General features: G+C 49.6%; 18 protein-coding genes. 6 read left to right on the top strand and 12 right to left on the bottom strand.

Annotated features, from left to right (window positions below; all coding sequences use genetic code 11):
• Positions 1–282: 282 nt before the first annotated feature.
• Both SYMBAF_RS05505 and SYMBAF_RS05500 read right to left on the bottom strand, forming a co-directional pair.
• Positions 283–978, bottom strand: a complete 696-nt coding sequence (locus SYMBAF_RS05505) for an energy transducer TonB (protein ID WP_040266098.1) — start codon at positions 976–978, stop codon at positions 283–285.
• Positions 979–1,159: 181 nt separating this feature from the next.
• Positions 1,160–1,828 carry an epoxyqueuosine reductase QueH gene (locus tag SYMBAF_RS05500; protein ID WP_152609161.1) on the bottom strand — a complete coding sequence of 223 codons (669 nt, stop codon included), beginning with the start codon at positions 1,826–1,828 and terminating at the stop codon, positions 1,160–1,162.
• A 185-nt stretch (positions 1,829–2,013) separates the two neighbouring features.
• Here SYMBAF_RS05500 and SYMBAF_RS05495 point away from each other — a divergent pair, with 185 nt between their 5' ends.
• The 3 genes from SYMBAF_RS05495 (at position 2,014) to SYMBAF_RS05485 (ending at position 4,584) form a co-directional block, all read left to right on the top strand.
• Positions 2,014–2,310 (top strand): YciI family protein, encoded by a 297-nt coding sequence (locus SYMBAF_RS05495; RefSeq protein WP_040266100.1) that lies wholly within the window; start codon positions 2,014–2,016, stop codon positions 2,308–2,310.
• Between the two features lie 435 nt (positions 2,311–2,745).
• Positions 2,746–4,206 carry a cardiolipin synthase gene (gene cls, locus SYMBAF_RS05490; RefSeq protein WP_040266101.1) on the top strand — a complete coding sequence of 487 codons (1,461 nt, stop codon included), beginning with the start codon at positions 2,746–2,748 and terminating at the stop codon, positions 4,204–4,206.
• Between the two features lie 54 nt (positions 4,207–4,260).
• A complete protein-coding gene (locus SYMBAF_RS05485; RefSeq protein WP_006709718.1) occupies positions 4,261–4,584 on the top strand; it encodes an HI1450 family dsDNA-mimic protein in 324 nt (107 codons plus the stop codon).
• A gap of 227 nt (positions 4,585–4,811) precedes the next feature.
• On the opposite strand, the gene oppF is transcribed toward SYMBAF_RS05485, so the two are convergent.
• From oppF to oppA, 5 genes are all read right to left on the bottom strand, one after another.
• Positions 4,812–5,813: a murein tripeptide/oligopeptide ABC transporter ATP binding protein OppF gene (gene oppF, locus SYMBAF_RS05480; protein WP_040266103.1), complete on the bottom strand. Its 1,002-nt coding sequence runs from the start codon at positions 5,811–5,813 to the stop codon at positions 4,812–4,814.
• Positions 5,810–6,793 carry an ABC transporter ATP-binding protein gene (gene oppD, locus SYMBAF_RS05475; RefSeq protein WP_040266105.1) on the bottom strand — a complete coding sequence of 328 codons (984 nt, stop codon included), beginning with the start codon at positions 6,791–6,793 and terminating at the stop codon, positions 5,810–5,812. Before oppD ends, oppF begins: the two co-directional genes overlap by 4 nt.
• An 11-nt stretch (positions 6,794–6,804) precedes the next feature.
• Positions 6,805–7,713 (bottom strand): oligopeptide ABC transporter permease OppC, encoded by a 909-nt coding sequence (gene oppC, locus SYMBAF_RS05470; RefSeq protein WP_040266106.1) that lies wholly within the window; start codon positions 7,711–7,713, stop codon positions 6,805–6,807.
• 14 nt (positions 7,714–7,727) lie between these two features.
• A complete protein-coding gene (oppB, locus tag SYMBAF_RS05465; protein ID WP_040266107.1) occupies positions 7,728–8,648 on the bottom strand; it encodes an oligopeptide ABC transporter permease OppB in 921 nt (306 codons plus the stop codon).
• Between the two features lie 83 nt (positions 8,649–8,731).
• Entirely contained in the window at positions 8,732–10,351 is a 1,620-nt protein-coding gene (gene oppA / locus SYMBAF_RS05460; protein WP_040266108.1) for an oligopeptide ABC transporter substrate-binding protein OppA, read from the bottom strand.
• A 595-nt stretch (positions 10,352–10,946) separates the two neighbouring features.
• On the opposite strand from oppA, the gene SYMBAF_RS05455 reads away from it, so the two are divergent.
• Positions 10,947–12,115 (top strand): IS3 family transposase gene (locus SYMBAF_RS05455; RefSeq protein ID WP_152609001.1). Its coding sequence is split into 2 segments (ribosomal slippage): positions 10,947–11,196 and positions 11,196–12,115, totalling 1,170 coding nucleotides; the frame shifts between segments, so codons are not numbered across the junction.
• A 512-nt stretch (positions 12,116–12,627) separates the two neighbouring features.
• Here SYMBAF_RS05455 and SYMBAF_RS05450 read toward each other — a convergent pair.
• Positions 12,628–13,212, bottom strand: a complete 585-nt coding sequence (locus SYMBAF_RS05450; protein ID WP_040266110.1) for a thymidine kinase — start codon at positions 13,210–13,212, stop codon at positions 12,628–12,630.
• 690 nt (positions 13,213–13,902) lie between these two features.
• Here SYMBAF_RS05450 and hns point away from each other — a divergent pair.
• Together hns and SYMBAF_RS05440 are read left to right on the top strand one after the other, a co-directional pair.
• Positions 13,903–14,310, top strand: a complete 408-nt coding sequence (gene hns / locus SYMBAF_RS05445) for a histone-like nucleoid-structuring protein H-NS (protein ID WP_040266112.1) — start codon at positions 13,903–13,905, stop codon at positions 14,308–14,310.
• A 123-nt stretch (positions 14,311–14,433) separates the two neighbouring features.
• A complete protein-coding gene (locus SYMBAF_RS05440; protein WP_040263633.1) occupies positions 14,434–15,753 on the top strand; it encodes an IS4 family transposase in 1,320 nt (439 codons plus the stop codon).
• A 177-nt stretch (positions 15,754–15,930) separates the two neighbouring features.
• Here SYMBAF_RS05440 and SYMBAF_RS05435 read toward each other — a convergent pair whose 3' ends face one another.
• From SYMBAF_RS05435 to rssB, 4 genes are all read right to left on the bottom strand, one after another.
• Positions 15,931–16,941 carry an NAD-dependent epimerase gene (locus SYMBAF_RS05435; protein WP_040266114.1) on the bottom strand — a complete coding sequence of 337 codons (1,011 nt, stop codon included), beginning with the start codon at positions 16,939–16,941 and terminating at the stop codon, positions 15,931–15,933.
• Between the two features lie 10 nt (positions 16,942–16,951).
• A complete protein-coding gene (locus SYMBAF_RS05430; RefSeq protein WP_040266116.1) occupies positions 16,952–18,301 on the bottom strand; it encodes a UDP-glucose dehydrogenase family protein in 1,350 nt (449 codons plus the stop codon).
• 33 nt (positions 18,302–18,334) lie between these two features.
• Positions 18,335–19,252, bottom strand: a complete 918-nt coding sequence (gene galU / locus SYMBAF_RS05425; RefSeq protein WP_040266117.1) for a UTP--glucose-1-phosphate uridylyltransferase GalU — start codon at positions 19,250–19,252, stop codon at positions 18,335–18,337.
• Between the two features lie 186 nt (positions 19,253–19,438).
• Positions 19,439–20,452 (bottom strand): two-component system response regulator RssB, encoded by a 1,014-nt coding sequence (gene rssB, locus SYMBAF_RS05420; RefSeq protein WP_040266119.1) that lies wholly within the window; start codon positions 20,450–20,452, stop codon positions 19,439–19,441.
• Positions 20,453–20,747: the final 295 nt, after the last annotated feature.

Raw genomic sequence — 20,747 nt, 5'->3', positions numbered from 1 at the left:
ATCTCAGTGACAAATCGGTCGGAAACTGATTTGAATAGCGCTTGCTCTGGACCGCTGGCTGAACCTCAGGGATGAGGTTCATTTATCCTTAGGAGCTTACATCAGTAAGTAACTGAGGAAAGCTAACGCACAGGGAACTTGAAGTATGACGGGTATATAAATTTGTCATTCATTGCCCATGGCGCGGATCGCGGGCAGCAGGGTAGGAAGCGATGGATGACGAGAGCAATTTACCCCCTACCCGGCATTCTGCGTTAGCTTATAACCCGTTCAACATGGGGATCATTTCATTTCGGTCATGCCATTCATTTTGAAGCGGATGTTAACAACGCGATCTTTTGCTTCTTTAGCTTCATAACGCCACTTGCGCAATGCTTGCTTTACCTCGCGCTCAAATATATTGCGCGGTTCAGCGGATAGGATGCGCACGTTAGTCACGAGGCCATTGCTGTCAATATCAAACTGCACCCGCACGCTGCCTTCAATCTGCAATGCTCTGGCGCGTGGCGGATAGAGAGGATCAACCCGACTGATCGGCTTTGGCTCCGCATCGCGTGAATTCCCCTGCACAGGCACGGGACTGATTGACTTAGCAGGCGCGTGATTTTCGGACAGCGATGTCTCATGCCGCCCAGCCTCTTCTGGCTTTGGCCTGATCTGCTTTTCAACTTTTGGTTTCGGCTTTGGCCTAGGTTTTATTGGCTGCGGTTTCAGCATCGCCTTCGGCAATGGTTCCGGCATCAGTTCAGGTTCAGGCTCTACCTGAGGCGGCTCAGGTTCGCTCTGCGCTGGTAGCTCTGCTGTAGGGGCGATATTGACCATCATCACGCTGATCGATGCATCCTCAGATTTGGGGAGTTCCATCACCTCCTTGGCGGAAGCACAGAACAATCCCGCCACCAAGGCGCAATGTAAGCCAACGGACATGACAATCGGCACTGACAAACGACGATTAGGGAACATCTTTTTTAGCGGCATAGTGATTTTGTTTCCTCTGGTTCGTCAAGTTTAAATGCAAATAGCAATCATATTCAATAACGAAAGGAAAACAATCACTTCAACCGTCTTTAGCTGGGGTAAAATTAGCGAACCGCCGTCATGGGTAGGTGGAAGAGGCAAGCAATGCGCAGATTCAAACAGTTTCTCAACGCTATCTTCATCATTGTGGGTTGTTGTTCTCATCGTCGCCGTAATACAGCACACCCAGCTTGATCAGCGACCGCCCTTGCGCTTTGCGGTGCAAGTTGGTATCTCGCAGCGAATAAACACAGCCACAATACTCCTGCTGGTAAAAACGTTCACGTTTGCTGATTTCGATCATGCGCGCTGATCCCCCTTTCTTGCGCCAGTTGTAATCCCAATACAGCAGATCAGGGTACTTTTCTGCGGCACGGATACCGCAATCGGTGATCTGCTGCATGTTTTTCCAACGGGAAATGCCGAGGGAGCTGGAGATAGCATCATAGCCGTTTTCATGTGCGTACAAGGCGGTGCGTTCAAAACGCATATCGAAACACATGGTGCAACGAATACCACGCTCCGGCTCATGCTCCATACCTTTAGCACGGGCGAACCAGTTGTCGGTATCGTAATCTGCATCAATGATCGTTATCCCGTGCTGGTCGGCAAAGCGGATGTTCTCCTCTTTGCGCAGCAAATACTCCTTTTGTGGATGGATGTTCGGGTTGTAGAAGAAAATGGCATACTCAATACCGGACGCCTGAATGGCTTCCATCACCTCACCAGAACAAGGAGCGCAGCAAGAATGCAACAGCAGTTTGCTTTTCCCCGCAGGGAGTTGGAGTTTTTCTCTAATCAGTTCCACTATTTTCTCAGCTCTCATGCATCACTTAATTGACCGCGCGGCGCACTATACGAATAAAAGCTTGCGGCTTCAAGGCGTAAGCTTTAGCCGAAATAGAATTTGTCCTAAGCGTTTTAGGCGTTTCCTTTACTTCGCCTTTTACGTTACCCTGACTTAGCCATTTTATAACAATGATTTAAAGGTGAAACATGCTTTATCTAATCTACACGCAAGATGTTCCACAGTCGTTGGAGAATCGCCTGTCAGCACGCCCGGCGCATCTGGCACGCCTACAGGCGCTGCGTGACGCTGGCCGCCTGGTGGTGGCCGGGCCGAACCCGGCTATCGATAGCAATGATCCCGGCAACGCAGGTTTTACCGGTTCGACAGTGATTGCGGAATTCACTACGCTGGCAGATGCCAAAACCTGGGCCGAGCAAGACCCCTATGTTGCAGCCGGAGTTTATGCGCAAGTGACGATCAAGCCGTTTAAGCAGGTATTTTAAATAGAAGAAAAATAATAGACAAATAATTAAAAATAATTATTTCGGTGTTAAACAAAGATTTTATGTCTGAGGATATTCACCGACCGAAAGCGGTACAGACTCTTAACCCTCAGTAACCGTAGAAAAACGTAATCTGGCCGTTTAGTCCATGCGCATCGGAAATCATTTCGATCTCATCGCACTTTCTACCTGGCTCATTAGCCTTGATTGGCACACCCCTCTAGCTATTCCAAAGACACATTGTATTTCTTAGAACCTATCCCAGTAGGCATACTTTGTTGTCGCCATTTTGGACACGGACAGCGCACAACAACCGCAGCGTGCGTTCTTAACTTCATCATAATTATGCAGTATCAGCGCCCAGAAAAGGTTTCCCCTTTGCCGATCTGTGCGTACACTCCTCATGTGTGGTTTGCAAACGGAATTTTCAGCCTTATGACAACATTTTATACTGTAATCGATTGGCTCATGGTGTTCGGCTACTGGCTGCTTATCGCCGGGGTGACGCTGCGTATTTTGATGAAACGCCGCGCAGTACCTTCGTCAATGGCGTGGCTGCTGGTTATTTATATTCTGCCGCTTGTAGGCATCGTGGCCTATTTATCCTTTGGTGAGTTGCATCTGGGCAGACGCCGTGCCGAACGTGCCAAGGCAATGTGGCCCTCCACCGCCAGCAGGCTGAATGAACTGAAAGAAAGCCGCAGGATCTTCGCCACCGAGTACAGCCCAGTGGCCAGGCCGCTATTCCAACTGTGCGATCGCCGACAGGGCATCGATGGCGTCAAAGGCAATCAGCTCCAATTGTTCACTACCACTGATGAAACGCTAAAGGCGCTGATCCGTGATATTGGATTGGCTCGCCATAACATCGACATGGTGTTCTACATCTGGCAGCCTGGCGGTCTGGTCGATCAGGTAGCCGAATCGCTGATGGCTGCTGCCCGCCGGGGTGTGCATTGCCGTTTGATGCTGGACTCTGCCGGCAGCTTGCAGTTTTTCCGTAGCCCCTATCCGAGCATGATGCGCCATGCTGGCATAAAGGTTGTCGAAGCGCTGAAGGTTAACCTGTTGCGCGTTTTCTTGCGCCGCATGGATCTACGCCAGCACCGCAAAGTAGTGCTGGTCGATAATTACATTGCCTATACTGGCAGCATGAATATGGTCGATCCGCGCTACTTCAAGCAGGACGCTGGGGTGGGCCAGTGGATTGACTTGATGGCACGTATGGAAGGCCCGGTAGCCACCACCATAGGTATCGTGTATGCCTGCGACTGGGAGATTGAAACCGGCAAACGTATTTTTCCGCCACCCCCTGATGTCAATATCATGCCGTGCGAACAGGAAAGCGGCCACACCATCCAGGTGATCGCTTCCGGCCCTGGCTTCCCGGAAGAGTTGATCCATCAGGCGCTACTGACGGCGGTCTATTCGGCGCGAGAGCAATTGATCATGACCACGCCGTACTTTGTGCCAAGCGACGATCTGTTGCACGCTATCTGCACTGCGGCCCTACGCGGGGTTAAGGTTAGCATCATCGTGCCGCGCGGCAACGATTCTACGATGGTGCGCTGGGCTAGCCGGGCATTTTTCTCCGAGTTGCTGGAAGCTGGGGTGAATATTTACCAGTTTACCGGTGGCCTGCTGCATACCAAAAGCGTGTTAGTAGACGGCCAACTCAGCTTGATCGGCACCGTCAATCTCGACATGCGCAGCCTGTGGCTAAACTTTGAAATCACGCTAGTAATCGACGATGATGGCTTTGGCAGCGATCTGGCCTGCGTGCAAGAAGACTATATCGCTCGTTCAACACTGCTGAATGCCAAAGAATGGCAAAAGCGGCCATTCTGGCACCGTTTGCTTGAGCGACTATTCTACTTTTTCAGCCCATTTCTATAAAAGCCTTACTGCGCGTACTTAAATAGCGCCCAATCATTTTATCAGGATTTTTTTATGGAATTGAATAACCGCCTTACCGAAGACGAAACATTGGAACAAGCCTACGATATCTTTTTGGCGCTGGCTGGCGACAATCTGGATCCGGCGGATATTTTGCTGTTCAATTTGCAGTTTGAGCAACGCGGTGCCGCTGAGTTGTACGACCCGTCGGAAGACTGGCAGGAACATGTAGACGTCGAGTTGGATCCAGATTTCTTCGCCGAGGTGGTGATCGGCCTGGCGGACAGCGATGGCGAACCGATCAACGATGTATTTGCCCGCGTGTTGCTGTGCCGCGAGAAAAACCACAAGCTGTGCCACATTCTGTGGAAAGAGTAAGCCTTTTCCCCGCCGGGTAAACAAGTCCCGCTAAAAATTTAAACGGCATCCCAAAAATTGGGTGCCCAACGAGTCAGTGGCATTTTTTATTAATCAATGATACTTACCTGGATTTCAAATTTCCGCTAGGCACCCAGTTCGCTCACCCCGCAAGGGGTGAGGCCTACGGATGGGCCGCATGACCGAGTGCAGGTAGCAACGCTGCTGCTTGAAAGATGACGGGTAAATTATAACGGGTCTACCTTCAAGCACGATACCGCATGGTGGAAGCTGCCTTCTAACAGTGGCCGTGTCTTGGCGCATTCCGTTCCAGCGTTAGGGCAACGGGTACGAAACACGCAACCGGTCGGCAGGTTGATCGGTGAAGGCAGTTCTCCTTCCAGCAATTGGATCTGTTTGCCTTGCTCCTTGTCTGGATCGGGGACTAGCACCGCCGACATCAGCGCTCTGGTATAAGGGTGCTGTGGGTTGTGATACACCTCGTCGTAGGTACCCAACTCCACCGCATGGCCCAGATACATCACCAGCACACGATCGGAAATGTGCTTCACCACCGCCAAATCGTGGGCGATAAAGATCAGTGATAACCCCATCTCACGCTGTAACTGTTGCAGCAGGTTGACCACTTGAGCTTGGATCGACACGTCCAGCGCGGAGACTGGTTCGTCGCAGATCACCAACTTCGGTTCCAGGATCAGCGCACGGGCAATACCGATGCGCTGGCACTGCCCACCTGAGAACTCGTGCGGATAGCGGTTGACTAAATTGGGCAGCAGGCCAACCTTAAGCATCATCGCTTTGACCTTGTCCTTCACATCCTGACGCAGCATTTTTGGGTAGTAGGTGCGCAGCGGTTCGGCGATGATCTCACCGATGGTCATGCGAGGATTCAGTGAAGCTAGCGGATCTTGGAAAATCATCTGAATGTCGCTGCGGGTTTCCCACCAGTAGGCATCCTTCATGCCAAGCAGTTCCTTACCCAGCCAGGTTATGCTGCCACTGGTGGCCTTCACCAGGCCGACAATGGCACGGGCGAAAGTTGACTTACCACAGCCAGACTCGCCAACCACACCCAGCGTTTCGCTCTCAAACAGCCGTAGTGTCACACCATCGACCGCTTTCAGAGTTTTCGGCGGCTGCCAAAACCACTGTTTATCACCATGAATATTGAAGTGCACTTTCAGTTCGGCCACTTCAAGCAGCACTTTCTTATCGGTCAACGCTGTCATATCAACGCCTCCAGGGGTTTAAAGCAGGCGCGCAGGCGTCCTTGCGCAAAAGGTTCCAACGGTGGAGCGCTTTCGCACTGTGCCATCGCGTGCGGACAGCGTGGCTGGAACGGGCAACCTTGCGGCAGACGCAGCAGGTTCGGCGGATTACCGGGGATGGTCATCAGTGCCTCACCTTCGGTGTCTAAACGCGCCACCGCATTCAGCAAGCCAATCGAATACGGATGGCTCGAATGATAAAACACCTCGCGGGCGCTGCCATACTCCATGGTACGTCCAGCATACATCACCAACACTTTGTTGCAGATGCTGGCAACTACCCCCAGATCGTGGGTGATCATGATAATGGCGGTGTTGAACTCACGCTTTAGCTCATTGAGCAGCATCATGATCTGCGCCTGTACGGTCACGTCCAGTGCCGTGGTCGGTTCGTCGGCGATCAACAGCTTTGGTCGGCACAGCAGAGCCATAGCGATCATCACGCGTTGGCGCATCCCCCCAGAGAACTCATGTGGATACATGCGCATGCGTTTGCGCGCTTCCGGCATTTTTACTGCATCAAGCATCTGTACTGACTCGGCAAAGGCAGCACTTTTGCTCATTTTTTTATGCAGCATTAGCACTTCTACCAATTGTTCACCGACGCGCATATAGGGGTTGAGCGAGGTCATCGGGTCTTGGAAGATCATCGCCATCTCTTGCGCCCGCAATTTGTTAAGTTGATTTTCTGGCAGGTTGATAAGCTCGCGGCCATTAAACCTGGCTGAACCGCCAATGTAGCCATTGTTGGCCAGCAGCCCCATCAGCGCATAGGCGGTCTGGGATTTGCCGGAACCGGACTCGCCGACAATCCCCAGCGTCTCACCGACACGCAGGTCGAAATTCAAATTGCTTACCGCCGTGACATCACCCTCCGGGGTGTCGAAAGTGACGCGCAAATTTTTTACATCCAACAACGGCGGATTTTCAATGGTACCCATGATTGCGCTCCTTAGCGATCTTTTGGGTCGAGGGCATCACGCAGGCCATCGCCGATAAAGTTGAAACAAAACAGAGTGACAACCAAGAAACCCGCCGGGAATAGCAGCAACCAGGGTGAAACTTCTATCGAGTTAGCCCCATCGCTGAGCAATCCCCCCCAACTGCTTAACGGCTCCTGCGTACCCAACCCCAGAAAGCTGAGGAAGGACTCGAACAGGATCATGCCCGGCACCATCAACGAAGCATACACCACCACTACGCCTAGCACATTCGGCACGATATGCCGCAGTACGATGTTGCGCGTGGATACACCGCATACCCGTGCGGCTTCAATGAATTCTTTACGCTTCAAGCTCAGTGTTTGCCCACGCACGATACGCGCCATATCCAGCCATGACACCATACCTAGTGCCACAAAAATCAGCAGGATATTTTGACCAAAGAAGGTTACCAACAGGATCACGAAGAACATGAAGGGGAAGGCGTTGAGGATCTCCAGCAAGCGCATCATCACCGTATCCGTCTTGCCCCCACGATAACCGGACATCGCTCCATACAAGGTGCCGACGATCACTGCCATCAACGCCGCCGCCACACCCACCATCAGTGAAATACGCCCACCGATGGCGACACGCACCAGCAAATCACGCCCAGAGGAATCAGTCCCGAAGTAGTGAGTGGATCCAATGCTCGGTGCCGCCGACATCATCGCCCAATCGGTATCGTCATAAGCGAATGGCGACAGCCAAGGTGCCACAATCACAAACAAGGTGATCAGCGCCAGCACAACCAGGCTGCTGATTGCTGCGCGATTGTGCACAAATCGCCGACGCGCATCTTGCCACAGGCTGCGCCCTTCTACGTCCAGCTTTTCGCTGAAGTTTTCCAGCGCATCGCTGTTCTTTTTCACCAACATCATACGCGTGCTCCAAGTTAATAACGGATTTTGGGATCGATTACGGCGTACAACATATCGACGATGGCGTTAAACAGAATGGTCAAGCCACCAACCAAAATGGTCAAACTCAGCACCAAGGAGTAATCGCGGTTGAGCGCGCCGTTAACAAACAACTGGCCGATGCCCGGCAGACCGTAAATGGTTTCGATCACCATTGAGCCGGTGATGATGCCGACAAACGCCGGCCCCATATAAGACAGTACCGGTAGCAGTGCCGGTTTCAACGCGTGGTAGAAAATGATGCGCCACATCGGTAGCCCTTTGGCGCGCGCGGTGCGGATAAAGTTGGCATGCAGCACCTCAATCATCGAACCACGCGTAATACGCGCAAGGCTGGCAATATAGGCCAGCGAGAGCGCGACCATTGGCAGAATGATGTATTGCGGCGCTCCGTCGTTCCAACCACCACCCGGTAGCCACTTCAGCGTAATGGCAAAGATCAGTACCAGTAGCGGTGCCACCACGAAACTGGGGATCACCACCCCGGTCATGGCTAATCCCATCACCGTGTAATCCCATAGGGTATTTTGCTTCAGCGCAGCGACCACGCCAGCGCTAACACCCACTACCACCGCCAGCAGAAAAGCGGCCAGACCGAGTTTGGCAGAAACCGGGAAAGAGGACGCCACCAGATCGTTAACCGAATAATCCTTGTATTTGAATGATGGGCCAAAGTCGCCCTTCGACAACTGCACCAGATAATGGCAGTACTGTTTCCACATCGGATCATTCAAATGGTATTTGGCTTCGATATTGGCCATTACTTCCGGCGATAATGCCCGTTCGCCGGTAAAGGGGCTTCCCGGTGCCAGACGCATCATAAAGAATGAAATAGTAATGAGGATAAACAGTGTCGGGATCGCTTCCAGAAAGCGGCGAAATATAAATGTAAGCATTGGGCTACCCCTGTGCTATAGCCTAGTGGCGGCTTGTTGTTCTCAACATGCGCCAGCGATTCACACCATTGACGCTTACCGTATCAATGCTTGATGATGTACAGGTTTTTATCGTACACGTTGGCAAGCGGATCTTTACCGCTATACCCCCCTACATAGGGCTTCACCAGGCGGGCACTCACATTGTGATACACCGGAACGATGGCGGAGTCTTTATCCAACTGGGTTTCGTCTTTTTGGTACAACTCGGCACGTTGTTGTTCGGTTTTCGCCGTCAACGCACCCGCCATCAGCCTGTCGAACTCGGCGCTCTTATAATGTGCGGTGTTATTGCTGCTGCTGGACAGCATCATGTTCAGGAACGAGCTAGGCTCGTTGTAATCGGCACACCAGCCAGCACTCGCCACGTTATAGTTGCCCTGATGACGACTGTCTAAAAAGGTTTTCCACTCTTGGTTTACCAGCTTCACGTCCACACCCAGGTTTTTCTTCCAGATGGAAGCGGCGGCAATCGCCAGTTTCTTATTCGAATCGGAGGTGTTGTACAGCAGTGAGAAAGTCAACGGTTTGGCCGGGCCATAGCCCGCGTCCGCCAGCAGCTTTTTCGCCACTTGGTTGCGTTTTTCCTGCGTCCATCCGGCCCACTCAGGCGGCGTTAGCGTGATCCCTTTGGTGTAGGGAGGGGTTAAACTATAGGCCGGGAGGTCGCCCTGATTTTTCACTTTATGGGTGATGATGTCACGATCAAGCGCCAGTTTGAGCGCTTCACGTACACGTTGGTCGGTAAAAGGTGCCTGTGGATTGTTGATCTCGTAAAAATAGGTACAGAGGTGAGGAGCAACCTGCACTTCATACGGGATCTCTTTCTTCAGCTTCTGGAACAGTTCGATCGGCATGCTGGAAGTCATATCGATTTCGCCGGTGCGGTAGCGGTTAACGTCAGTCACTTCCGACGAAATCGGTAAGAAGGTTACTTTATTGATGATGGTTTTTGCGTTGTCCCAATATTCTGGATTACGTTCCAGAACGATGTGTTCATTAACGACCCAATCTTTCAGCTTATAAGCGCCGTTACCGACATAGTTGGCTGGCAATGTCCATTTCTCGCCAAATTTCTCTACCGCAGCTTGATACACCGGCTTCATCGCGTAATGCGGGGTCATTTCAACCAGGTAAGGCACTGGCTCAGTTAGGGTGACCTGGAAGGTGTGATCGTCGATGGCCTGCACCCCCAGGGTCGATTTATCTTTCTTACCGGCTATGATGGCATCAACGTTTTCCACATGAGCATATTGCAGATAGCTGGCGTAAGGCGAGGCAGTTCTCGGATCAACCAGGCGCTGCCAACTATAGACGAAATCTTGTGCAGTGACTGGCTTACCGTTGGACCATTTCGCATCTTTACGCAGATGGAATATCCATACTTTAGCGTCTTTGTTATCCCAGCTTTCTGCCACACCAGGAACAATAGAACCGTCCGGGCTATTATTGGCCAAGCCCTCCATCAGATCGCGGGTGATGTTATTCTCTGGCACGCCTTCAATTTTATGTGGATCCAGCGATTGTACTTCAGCGCCGTTGTTTCTGACGATTTCTTGCTTCTCTGCCAACTGTACGCCTGCTGACACTTCAGCCGCGAAAGCACTTCCGCTTGCGGCGATGATGCCAGCGGCCAAGAGGCTTTTCTTCGTAAGATTGCTCATAGATAGGCTCCATTTTCATTATCATAGGCTCGTCGAATCGATATCACTGCATCACTCAGCAGCAATTCCCTTTTTATTGCTTGATGATGCCGCCGATGATCAGCTCGCAGGCAATCAACCCGGTTAACGGCATGGATTTCATAGTTTGCTGCATAGTTGAAGCTCCTTTTCGTTTTCGTTTTCGTTTATAAAATTCTAAATAAATGCAGGCAGGCAAAAATCGTTCCTGTTTTCAGGACTCAATACGCTCGTTACCACAAGGAAGTCTCAAAATTAGCAGAAGCCAAATTCCATCGCCAATTTATTTTACAAAAATGTTAAGAAACTCTCTTTTATTGCCTGAGTTACGATTTTATCGTAGGTTACAAGGTGCTAAATATTAAAAATAATTGCATTATATTGTTAGATATAAATAAAAATAGTTACATAATATGTATTAATGGCCGCGTCGCCAAAATAAACATTTACATAACAAATTAGTTAATTAGGTAATGAATACCTGCTGATGGACTGTTATTCACATTGTAGTGGCACACTGAATTTGGCCACCTGAACAGAGGTGATATGCTCACCTCAGGACATTACAGGTGCTTCAATGAAAAAAAGAAATTTCAGTGCAGAGTTCAAACGCGAATCCGCTCAACTGGTCGTTGACCAGAACTACACCGTGGCAGATGCAGCCAGTGCTATGGATGTCGGCCTTTCCACAATGACGCGATGGGTGAAGCAGTTGCGTGATGAGCGGCAGGGAAAAATACCTAAAGCCTCTCCCATTACTCCTGAACAAATTGAAATACGTGAGCTGAGGAAAAAAATACAACGTATTGAAATGGAAAACGAAATATTAAAAAAGGCTACCGCGCTCTTGATGTCAGACTCCCTGAACAGTTCTCGATAATCGGGAAACTCAGAGCGCATTATCCGGTGGTCACACTCTGCCACGTGTTCGGGGTTCATCGCAGCAGCTACAAATACTGGAAAAACCGTCCTGAAAAACCAGATGGCAGACGAGCTGTATTACGCAGCCAGGTACTGGAACTGCATAGCGTCAGCCATGGCTCTGCTGGCGCAAGGAGTATCGCAACTATGGCAACCATGAAGGGCTTCAGGATGGGACGATGGCTCGCCGGCAGGCTCATGAAAGAGCTGGGGCTGGTCAGTTGTCAACAGCCCACTCATCGGTATAAATGCGGTGGCCTTGAACACATCGCTATCCCGAATCACCTTGAGCGGCAGTTCGCAGTGACAGAGCCTAATCAGGTGTGGTGTGGCGATGTGACCTATATCTGGACAGGCAGGCGCTGGGCCTACCTCGCCGTTGTTCTCGACCTGTTCGCGAGAAAACCGGTGGGCTGGGCAATGTCGTTCTCACCGGACAGCAGGCTGACCATCAAAGCGCTGGAGATGGCGTGGGAGGCCCGGGGAAAACCAGCCGGAGTGATGTTCCACAGCGATCAGGGCAGCCATTACACAAGCAGACAGTTCCGGCAGTCACTGTGGAGGTATCGGATCAGACAGAGTATGAGTCGGCGTGGAAACTGCTGGGATAATAGCCCAATGGAGCGCTTCTTCAGGAGTCTGAAGAACGAATGGGTACCGGTGACGGGTTACATAAACTTCAGCGATGCAGCCCACGCAATAACGGACTATATCGTTGGGTATTACAGCGCGCTCAGGCCGCATGAATATAACGGTGGGTTACCACCAAACGAATCGGAAAACCGATACTGGAAAAACTCTAACGCGGTGGCCAGTTTTAGTTGACCACTACACATAACGACTGAGTGAAGGCCAGACAAACCTTGCATGAGGGTGATTATTCAATAACAACTTTCAGCGTCGGTAGGGAAAATGTAGGCATGATGATGAAGGCAACAGCTCACTCGGAAGTTTCTGGGGGGTAACTTCATCCCTGAATACGCTGGCACTGCACACTTGATCAACAAGAAAACTGCCGCGAAGCCAACGCAAAACAGGTTGTGGCATAACCATCCGAAATCCCTCTACTGCTGTGATTGCCGAACTACAGCAAATCTTGTTAGATACTTTCTATGGCCGTGAGTCTAGTGAAATGATTGCACAAGCAGTTGCTCTTGTTACGGCTATAGGGATAACAAGCTCAGAAAGTAGCCGTGCATTAAACCGATAAAAACTACCTTCTTGAACTGCCCCTTATAGATGGCTAGCTTTCAAGAAAGGCCGTTTTTTTATCCGCATGGTGGGTAGTATCGGCATCGAGCTAAACGCGCTATCGTTCCTGCTATACCTTTCTGACATCAATTTTGGGGGTAAATAGCCTCTTTATAATGCTTGCGGCATACAGAAACATAGCTCTCATTACCGCCTATTACCACTTGCTCGCCAGCTTGCGTTGCCTGACCATTTTCATCCAACCGCAGCACCCGGTTCGCTTTTCTTCCGCAGTGACAGATGGTTTTCAATTCCACCAGCTTATCTGCCCAGGCTAGCAAGTATTGGCTACCGATAAACAACTCCCCCAGAAAATCGGTACGCAGGCCGTAACACAACACCGGAATATCCAATTGGTCTACGACATCGCATAGTTGCTCTACCTGCGCTTTGGTCAGAAATTGGCTTTCATCCAGCAAAACGCAATGAACCGGCTGCTGTTGATGCTGCTGACTGATCATAGTGTACAGCATCGAGTCGTTATTATAGAGCTGTGCCAGAGAGGACAGGCCGATGCGCGAACTCACCTTACCCATACCAAAACGGTGATCAATTTCAGCGGTAAACACCAGCGTGCGCATACCACGTTCTTGATAATTATATGAAGATTGCAACAATGCGGTAGATTTTCCGGCATTCATAGCAGAGTAATAAAAATAAAGTTGAGCCATGAGCCAGCAACTCCAATAGTATAAGAAATATTCAGACCTAACTCTCGGCAGTCAGTGTACCACAGCAAGTCCGCATGCTCAGCCTTCACGAGTACAATAACCTGCTTGAGGTAATAATGCGCTTTCACTATGAAACATATCGTTCTACGCTAGCCTAGCTTATACATCTATTTACCGGATAATCACTATCTGACAGCACTATTAATTATTTCTGATGTAGATGCCCGCATTAATGCCTAGAATAGTGCACGTTACCAACCTGCGCGTTGAACAGTCCTGGCGGCGTATTAAAAGCATCAGCGGCAGCACTGAGGTATTTAATAGCATCAGATGACCAAGACAGTACACGTTGGCGCAATCTTTAGCGGTATATCCGCCAATCCCGGCAATGTTTGCCAAGCCTTTGCGCGGTTACCCCTGTAAAGCTCATTGCAATAATGATACAAATTACTGCTATTACTTATCCATAAAAGCCTTTTGACGCAATCAATATACCACAACTACTGGAAATTTGACTTAAAATTACAGTGGTAATACTTAATAATCCTATCTATATTAGCTTGTCAGATCTGATTGACCATTTTTTAAAACAGTAAATTTGAGTATTAAGACCATTTTAGCTATTGCAGAAAAGAAAAGAGCACTCTATTATTATACACACCCACACCAATATAATTTGAGACTAGGACAATGAGCGAAGCATTAAAGATTTTGAACAACATCCGTACTCTACGCGCTCAGGCAAGAGAATGTAGCCTGGAAACGCTGGAAGAAATGCTTGAGAAACTGGAAGTTGTTGTGAACGAACGACGCGAAGAAGACAGTCAGGCTCAAGCAGAAATTGAAGAACGCACTCGCAAATTGCAACAATATCGTGAAATGCTCATTGCTGATGGCATCGATCCAAATGAATTGTTGCAAACTATGGCGGCGACTAAAGCAGCGGGTAAAGCAAAGCGTGCGACACGTCCTGCTAAATACCAATATAAAGATGAAAATGGCGAACTCAAAACCTGGACAGGTCAAGGCCGTACTCCAGCGGTGATTAAGAAAGCTATCGAAGAGCAAGGTAAATCTCTGGATGATTTCCTGCTGTGATAACCCTTAGCTCCGCATACAAAAGGCTCTCCTTAGGGGATAATGCCGATCAGTTAAGGATCACTTGAACGATCCTACCTCTGTGTGAAAATCCGTAATCTCCCTGAGATTACGGATTTTTTTATGTTACTGAGTCAGGCGCTTGATGCCGTTCTTAAATTCTCTCCTAAAGAGTTTGCTGCACTGTCTGATTTGCTCTCACCTGAGCTTATCGATGAGTGCCTGGCTGATACCGGGGTCGTGACGCTTCGCAAGCGCCGTCTCCCCATGGAGATGATGGTCTGGGCTGTCGCCGGTATGTCCTTGTTCCGCTCATTTTCCATGAATCAGTTGGTTTCACATCTCGATATTATGCTGCCGGGTAAGCGTCCTTTTGTCGCACCCAGCGCCGTGGTACAAGCCCGTCAGCGGCTCGGGGAAGATGTGGTTAGACTGGTTTTCGAGAAAACACGCCAACTCTGGTTCGAGAAAACACCGTTATCCCACTGGAACGGTCTGACATTGATGGCTGTAGACGGCACTCTGTGGAGAACACCGGACACGCCGGAAAATGATGCTGCTTTTGGACGAACAGCTAATGAGTATGCCCAGTCCGACTGGCCACAGCTGCGTATGGTCTGTCAGATGGAAGTGACCAGTCATCTGTTATCCGGTGTGAGCTTTGGCAGCGTGTCAGAAACCAGCGAAGTTGACCTTGCCGCTCAATTGGCCGGGCAGACGCAGGACCACTCACTGACGATACTGGATAAAGGCTTCTATGCACTCGGGTTGCTTCACCACTGGTGGTCATCAGGAACAGAAAAACACTGGATGATCCCACTGCGCAAAGGCGCGCAGTATCAGGTGCGCGAGAAGCTGGGTGCAGGACATGAACTGGTCGAACTCAGCTTACCCCCTCAGGCCCGTAAGAAATGGAAAGATGCGCCTCAAACACTGACGGCGAGGTTGATAAGTAAAGAAATCAACGGAAAAACAATACAGATCCTGACGTCAATGTGCGATCCGTTACGTTACCCTAAAGCTGATATCGTTGACCTTTACGGGCAGCGTTGGGAAATCGAGCAGGGCTTCAGAGAAATGAAACAGCATCTGTTGCAAAATGAACTGACGCTGAGAAGCAGAAAGCCAGAGCTAATAAGACAGGAACTCTGGGGTGTAGTGCTGGCTTATAACCTGCTGAGGTTCATGATGGCACAGATGGCTTACAGCCTGAAAAACGTGGAGCCTTACCAGATAGGGTTTAAACAGGCTGCACTGTATCTAACAGCGCAACTGAGCATACTGCCAGCGGTGGCTCCGGGAAAGGTGCCGAAAGTGATGAATGAAATCCTGGCGATGGCTGAAAGCTTCGTCCTGCCAGCCCGACGGCAAAGACATTATCCAAGAGCGGTAAAAAAGAAGCCGCAACGTTACCCGTTGCGGCGTCCTCAAAAGCTTAACTGACAAGCATTACTCCTTAGGGGAGCCTTTTTTGCAACATTATAAGCCGAACTGACGATTACCTTCTTAGGTAAATATCTTAAAATACTGTATCAAGTTTCTCCGGCGAATTATCTGCATTGCAGGTATAAAAAAGGATCCGTAGCCACTCTATTATCCCTGCATCTGCATACTACTCAATCATTGAAATTTATAAAATTCCCGGTACCAATTTACAAAGCGTTTTACCCCGTCCTGTACGCTAGTTGCCGGTTCAAAACCGATAGCGTTGTAAAGCTCAGCGGTATTTGCATGAGTATCCACAATGTCACCAGATTGCATCGAAAGCATATTTTTACACGCAGTTATCCCTAACGCCTGTTCGAGCGCACTGATATATTCCATCAGCTTTACTGGGGTGTTGTTACCGATATTATAAACATGATAAGGTGCGGAACTGGTAGTCGGTGATCCCTCTTCCACAACCCATTCGGGATCCGCCTGAGGTATAATCGCTTGCAATCGCACTATGGCTTCAGTGATATCATCAATATAGGTAAAATCGCGGTACATTTCGCCATGGTTATATACATCAATGCTCTCCCCCGCCAATATGGCCTTGGTAAATTTGAACAATGCCATATCTGGCCTGCCCCAAGGGCCATATACAGTAAAGAAGCGCAATCCGGTGGTGGGAATACCGTATAAATGGGAATAGCTATGCGACATCAGTTCATTGGCTTTCTTGGTCGCCGCATACAGTGATATAGGGTGATCAACGGAATCTTCAGTAGAAAATGGCAGCTTACGATTCAGGCCATAAACTGAACTGGAAGAGGCATACAACAAATGCTCAACTTTATTACGACGACAGCCTTCCAGTACATTTAAATGGCCAATAAGATTTGCATCAGCGTAGGCCAACGGGTTTTCTAGCGAGTATCGCACACCAGCCTGAGCAGCCAGATGAATAACCCGTTGAAAGTTATGCTCGGCAAACATTGCCGCCATTCCCTCGCGGTCAGCCAAATCCAATTTAATAAACTGAAACTTTGGTTTATTAACCAGCAGATCAAGACGAGCCATTTTTAGAGCCACATCATAGTAATCATTCAGATTGTCGATACCGACAACCTGATGCCCGTCGGCCAACAATCGCGCTGCTACATGATAACCAATAAATCCTGCGGCACCTGTAACCAGGAATTTCATGCCCTCCCCCTTAAATTACTGGCTTAATAGAGGAGCCACGGCCAATTGCATAATAGGTAAAACCACGGTTTTTAAGACGTTCAGGATCAAACAAGTTGCGACCATCAAAGATGACCGGTTGCTTTAACGCCCCTTTGATAATATCGAAATCCGGTGCGCGGAAGCTCTGCCACTCGGTACAGATCACCAACGCGTCAGCACCTTGTAGCGCAGCCTCTTTAGTATCCATCACTTTGAGATCATCACGTTGACCATAGATGCGCTGAACCTCATGCATCGCTTCTGGATCGTAAGCCTGTACCGTGGCTCCAGCCTGCCATAACTGCTCCATCAACACACGGCTGGACGCTTCACGCATATCGTCGGTATTCGGCTTGAACGCCAACCCCCACAGGGAGAAAGTTTTACCCTTCAGATCTTCACCAAAGTAGTCGCTAATAAGCTTGTTTAGCTTGTATTTCTGCTGATAGTTAACCTGCTCCACCGCCTGTAACAGCTTCGGCTGGTAGCCGATGTGTTCCGCAGTGCGGATCAGCGCCTGCACGTCTTTCGGGAAGCAGGAACCGCCGTAGCCGCAGCCTGGATAGATAAAGTGATAGCCAATACGTGAATCGGAACCGATACCCTGACGCACTTTTTCGATATCCGCACCCAACATTTCCGCCAAGTTCGACATTTCGTTCATAAAGCTGATTTTGGTCGCCAGCATGCAGTTGGCGGCATACTTGGTCAATTCAGCACTACGGATATCCATCATTATCATACGATCATGATTGCGGTTAAACGGCTCGTACAGTTCACGAATAGGTTCGATCACCTCTTTGCTTTCACTATCGCTACCGATAACGATGCGCTCAGGGCGCATGCAGTCGGCGACCGCAGCCCCTTCCTTCAGAAACTCCGGGTTGGACACCACATCGAACGGCACGTTGCTGCCGCGTTTTTCCAACGTTGTGGCCATCACCTGACGCACCTTATCCGCTGTGCCGACCGGCACGGTAGACTTGTCAACTACAACTTTACGATCGGTCATGTGCTCGGCGATAGTACGCGCCACGGCGGTCACGTACTGCAAATCGGCAGAACCATCCTCGTCCGGCGGTGTGCCAACGGCGATGAATTGGATAGTACCGTGAGCAATGCCTGCCTTTGCGTCGGTGGTGAAATGCAGGCGGCCAGCTTCATAGTTTTGCTGCACCAACGGTGCCAGGCCAGGTTCAAAAATAGGGATATTCCCTTTTTTCAAGTTTTCGACTTTATGCTCATCAACGTCAATACACATAACGTCATGACCGACCTCAGCCAGCACCGCTGCTTGCACAAGACCAACATAGCCAATACCAAAAACTGTAACTTTCATGGGAAAATCCTAGTTCTTCAAATTATCAATAAATTATTTCTTTGCAGTGGTTATCAACCGTTGTAACCACTGAGAAAAATCTTTGCCTAGGCTAGCGTGGCGCGTACCATATTGGACGAAAGCCTGCATATAACCCAGCTTGTTGCCGCAATCATGGCTCATACCTTTAAGATGGTAAGCTTCTACCGTCTCCCGCTGCATCAGCATCTCAATGCTGTCGGTGAGTTGGATTTCGTCGCCTGCGCCTGGAGGTGTTTTCGCTAGTAGCGGCCAAATATTGGCGGATAACACATAGCGGCCAACAATGGCCAGATTGGAAGGCGCTGTGCCCAGCGTCGGTTTTTCGATCACATTGACCATCGGAGCACTCTCCCCTGGCTGCAACTCATAGCCTTGGCAATCTGCTATGCCGTAATTCCCGACATCGTTATGTGGTACCGGTTCAACCATAATCTGGCTGATGCCTGTCGCGTCGAAACGTCGCAGCATTTCGTGTAAATTGTCTTTTCCCAGATCGGCGCTATATTCGTCAAGGATCACGTCCGGCAATACCACAGCGACCGGTTCATCCCCTACCATCGGATAAGCACACATAACAGCGTGCCCCAATCCCTTAGCCACCCCCTGGCGTACCTGCATAACGGTAACGCCTTTGGGGCAAATCGACTGAACTTCATCCAGCAACTGGCGCTTAACGCGTTTTTCCAGTATTGCTTCCAGCTCAAAGCTGGTGTCGAAATGGTTCTCGATTGAGTTTTTAGAGGAATGGGTGACCAACACAATCTCGATAATCCCCGCCGCAATACATTCATTGACCACGTACTGGATCAAGGGTTTGTCCACCAGTGGCAACATTTCTTTCGGGATAGCTTTAGTCGCTGGCAACATCCGTGTTCCCAAGCCTGCAACCGGGATCACCGCTTTTCTGACTTTACGATTTATAGCAGGCATTGCTTCCCCTCTTAATATGCTCATTTTATGAGCCTTATATGCCATACAAAAACGTTTAAGAGTATACCAGCTTATCGTTACCGAGCATTAGTCCGAACACAAATAGAAAGAATTTAGGGCAATCACTCAATCTGAGGTAAAATACGCGTTCTGAATATCGCATTTCCAAATGCTATTGGTACTGACTTATTCAGCACTCAGCATCAGCCGCAACCTGCCACCGCTTCCCCATACCTGGCACTGCCAGGCGGTGCAGCGCTGGCTGATTTGATTGGTATATGTCGCTTCAAACGTCCCCAACGGAACGCCATTACTCAACTGTATCTGATTGTCTCCGGTATTAACGTTGGCGTTCAGCCCAGCGGAAACCAGAATCAGTTTTTTATATTCGGTGTGATAATAACCTAGCAGCAGGGGGAATTGGCCTTTGAGCTTGCCTTGACGTAATAGTTGATTAATTTGCTTTAACAATACGGGCATTTGCGGCCACCGGTGATGTTGACTCGCTAAATGATCTTGTAACAACCCATTAAATAATACGCGCAACAATAAGGCCGCTAACAAGCCATTATCGCCCGCTCGGCTGACATCGAGACAATAGAACGCCAGATCTTTATCCGACAAAGCAGCAATATCCAGCACCAAGCCGGGATTTTCATCAGTGGTAAGCTGCCGATAATTAATCCGGCAATGCGCAATGGTCTGCTGTACCGGTGGTTGCAGTTGCCTGAGCAGTTCTATGGCGTCAGAAGAGTGCTTACTCAGCGCGTCCCAGTTTTGAAACAGTTCTGCCTCCTCAATTGCCTGAGAAGTGAACATGCTGGGGTACAAACAGGCTAATATCGACTCGCGCAAGCGGTTCATATCAGTCAACGGTTTGAGCAATACATCCTGAACACCCAGCCGCAACACCTTGGCAATATCGACCATCTTATCGGTTGCCGAGATAACCAACACCGGGATCTGTACCCCCTGTAGGCGCAAATTTTCGACAAATTCAATGCCGCCCATTTCCGGCATGGCAAGATCGCTGAGGATCAAGTCGGGCGTGACGTCATCCATCACATTCATCGCCTGCAAGCCATTGTTCGCCTCACTGGTTTCCGCGCCCAATGATTTCAAATAACTAACAAGCACAGAACGAAAATGCTGTTCGTCCTCGACGACCAAAACGCGCTTGTGAGTCAAGGGTAATGCCATCAGCCTCATCCTTTTCATCATGTAATAGTGGCTCAAAAAGGTCACTTATGCTTGCTTGAACATCCCGAACGCACATTTTCCTTCGCCTGTGAACTGATAACCATCTCTTTTTATCGTTGGCAACAAAACTGCCAATCCAGCGAAAACCACACCACATTAAAACACGGTAAGCGGCCTGCAAGCGGATCAGTACGCCACTATGCGCCATCCCAGCCCGATTTTAATTTGCCGCATAGCGCGTACCCTTTGCCAGATGAATTTTCTACTCAAGCCTAGGAATCTTCCGATTAGGCGA

Origin of the sequence: Serratia symbiotica (assembly GCF_000821185.2) — a bacterium.
Classification (GTDB): Bacteria; Pseudomonadota; Gammaproteobacteria; order Enterobacterales; family Enterobacteriaceae; genus Serratia; species Serratia symbiotica.
Note: the sequence above shows the minus strand (reverse complement) of the source record. Positions and strands in the feature narration are given on the sequence as shown.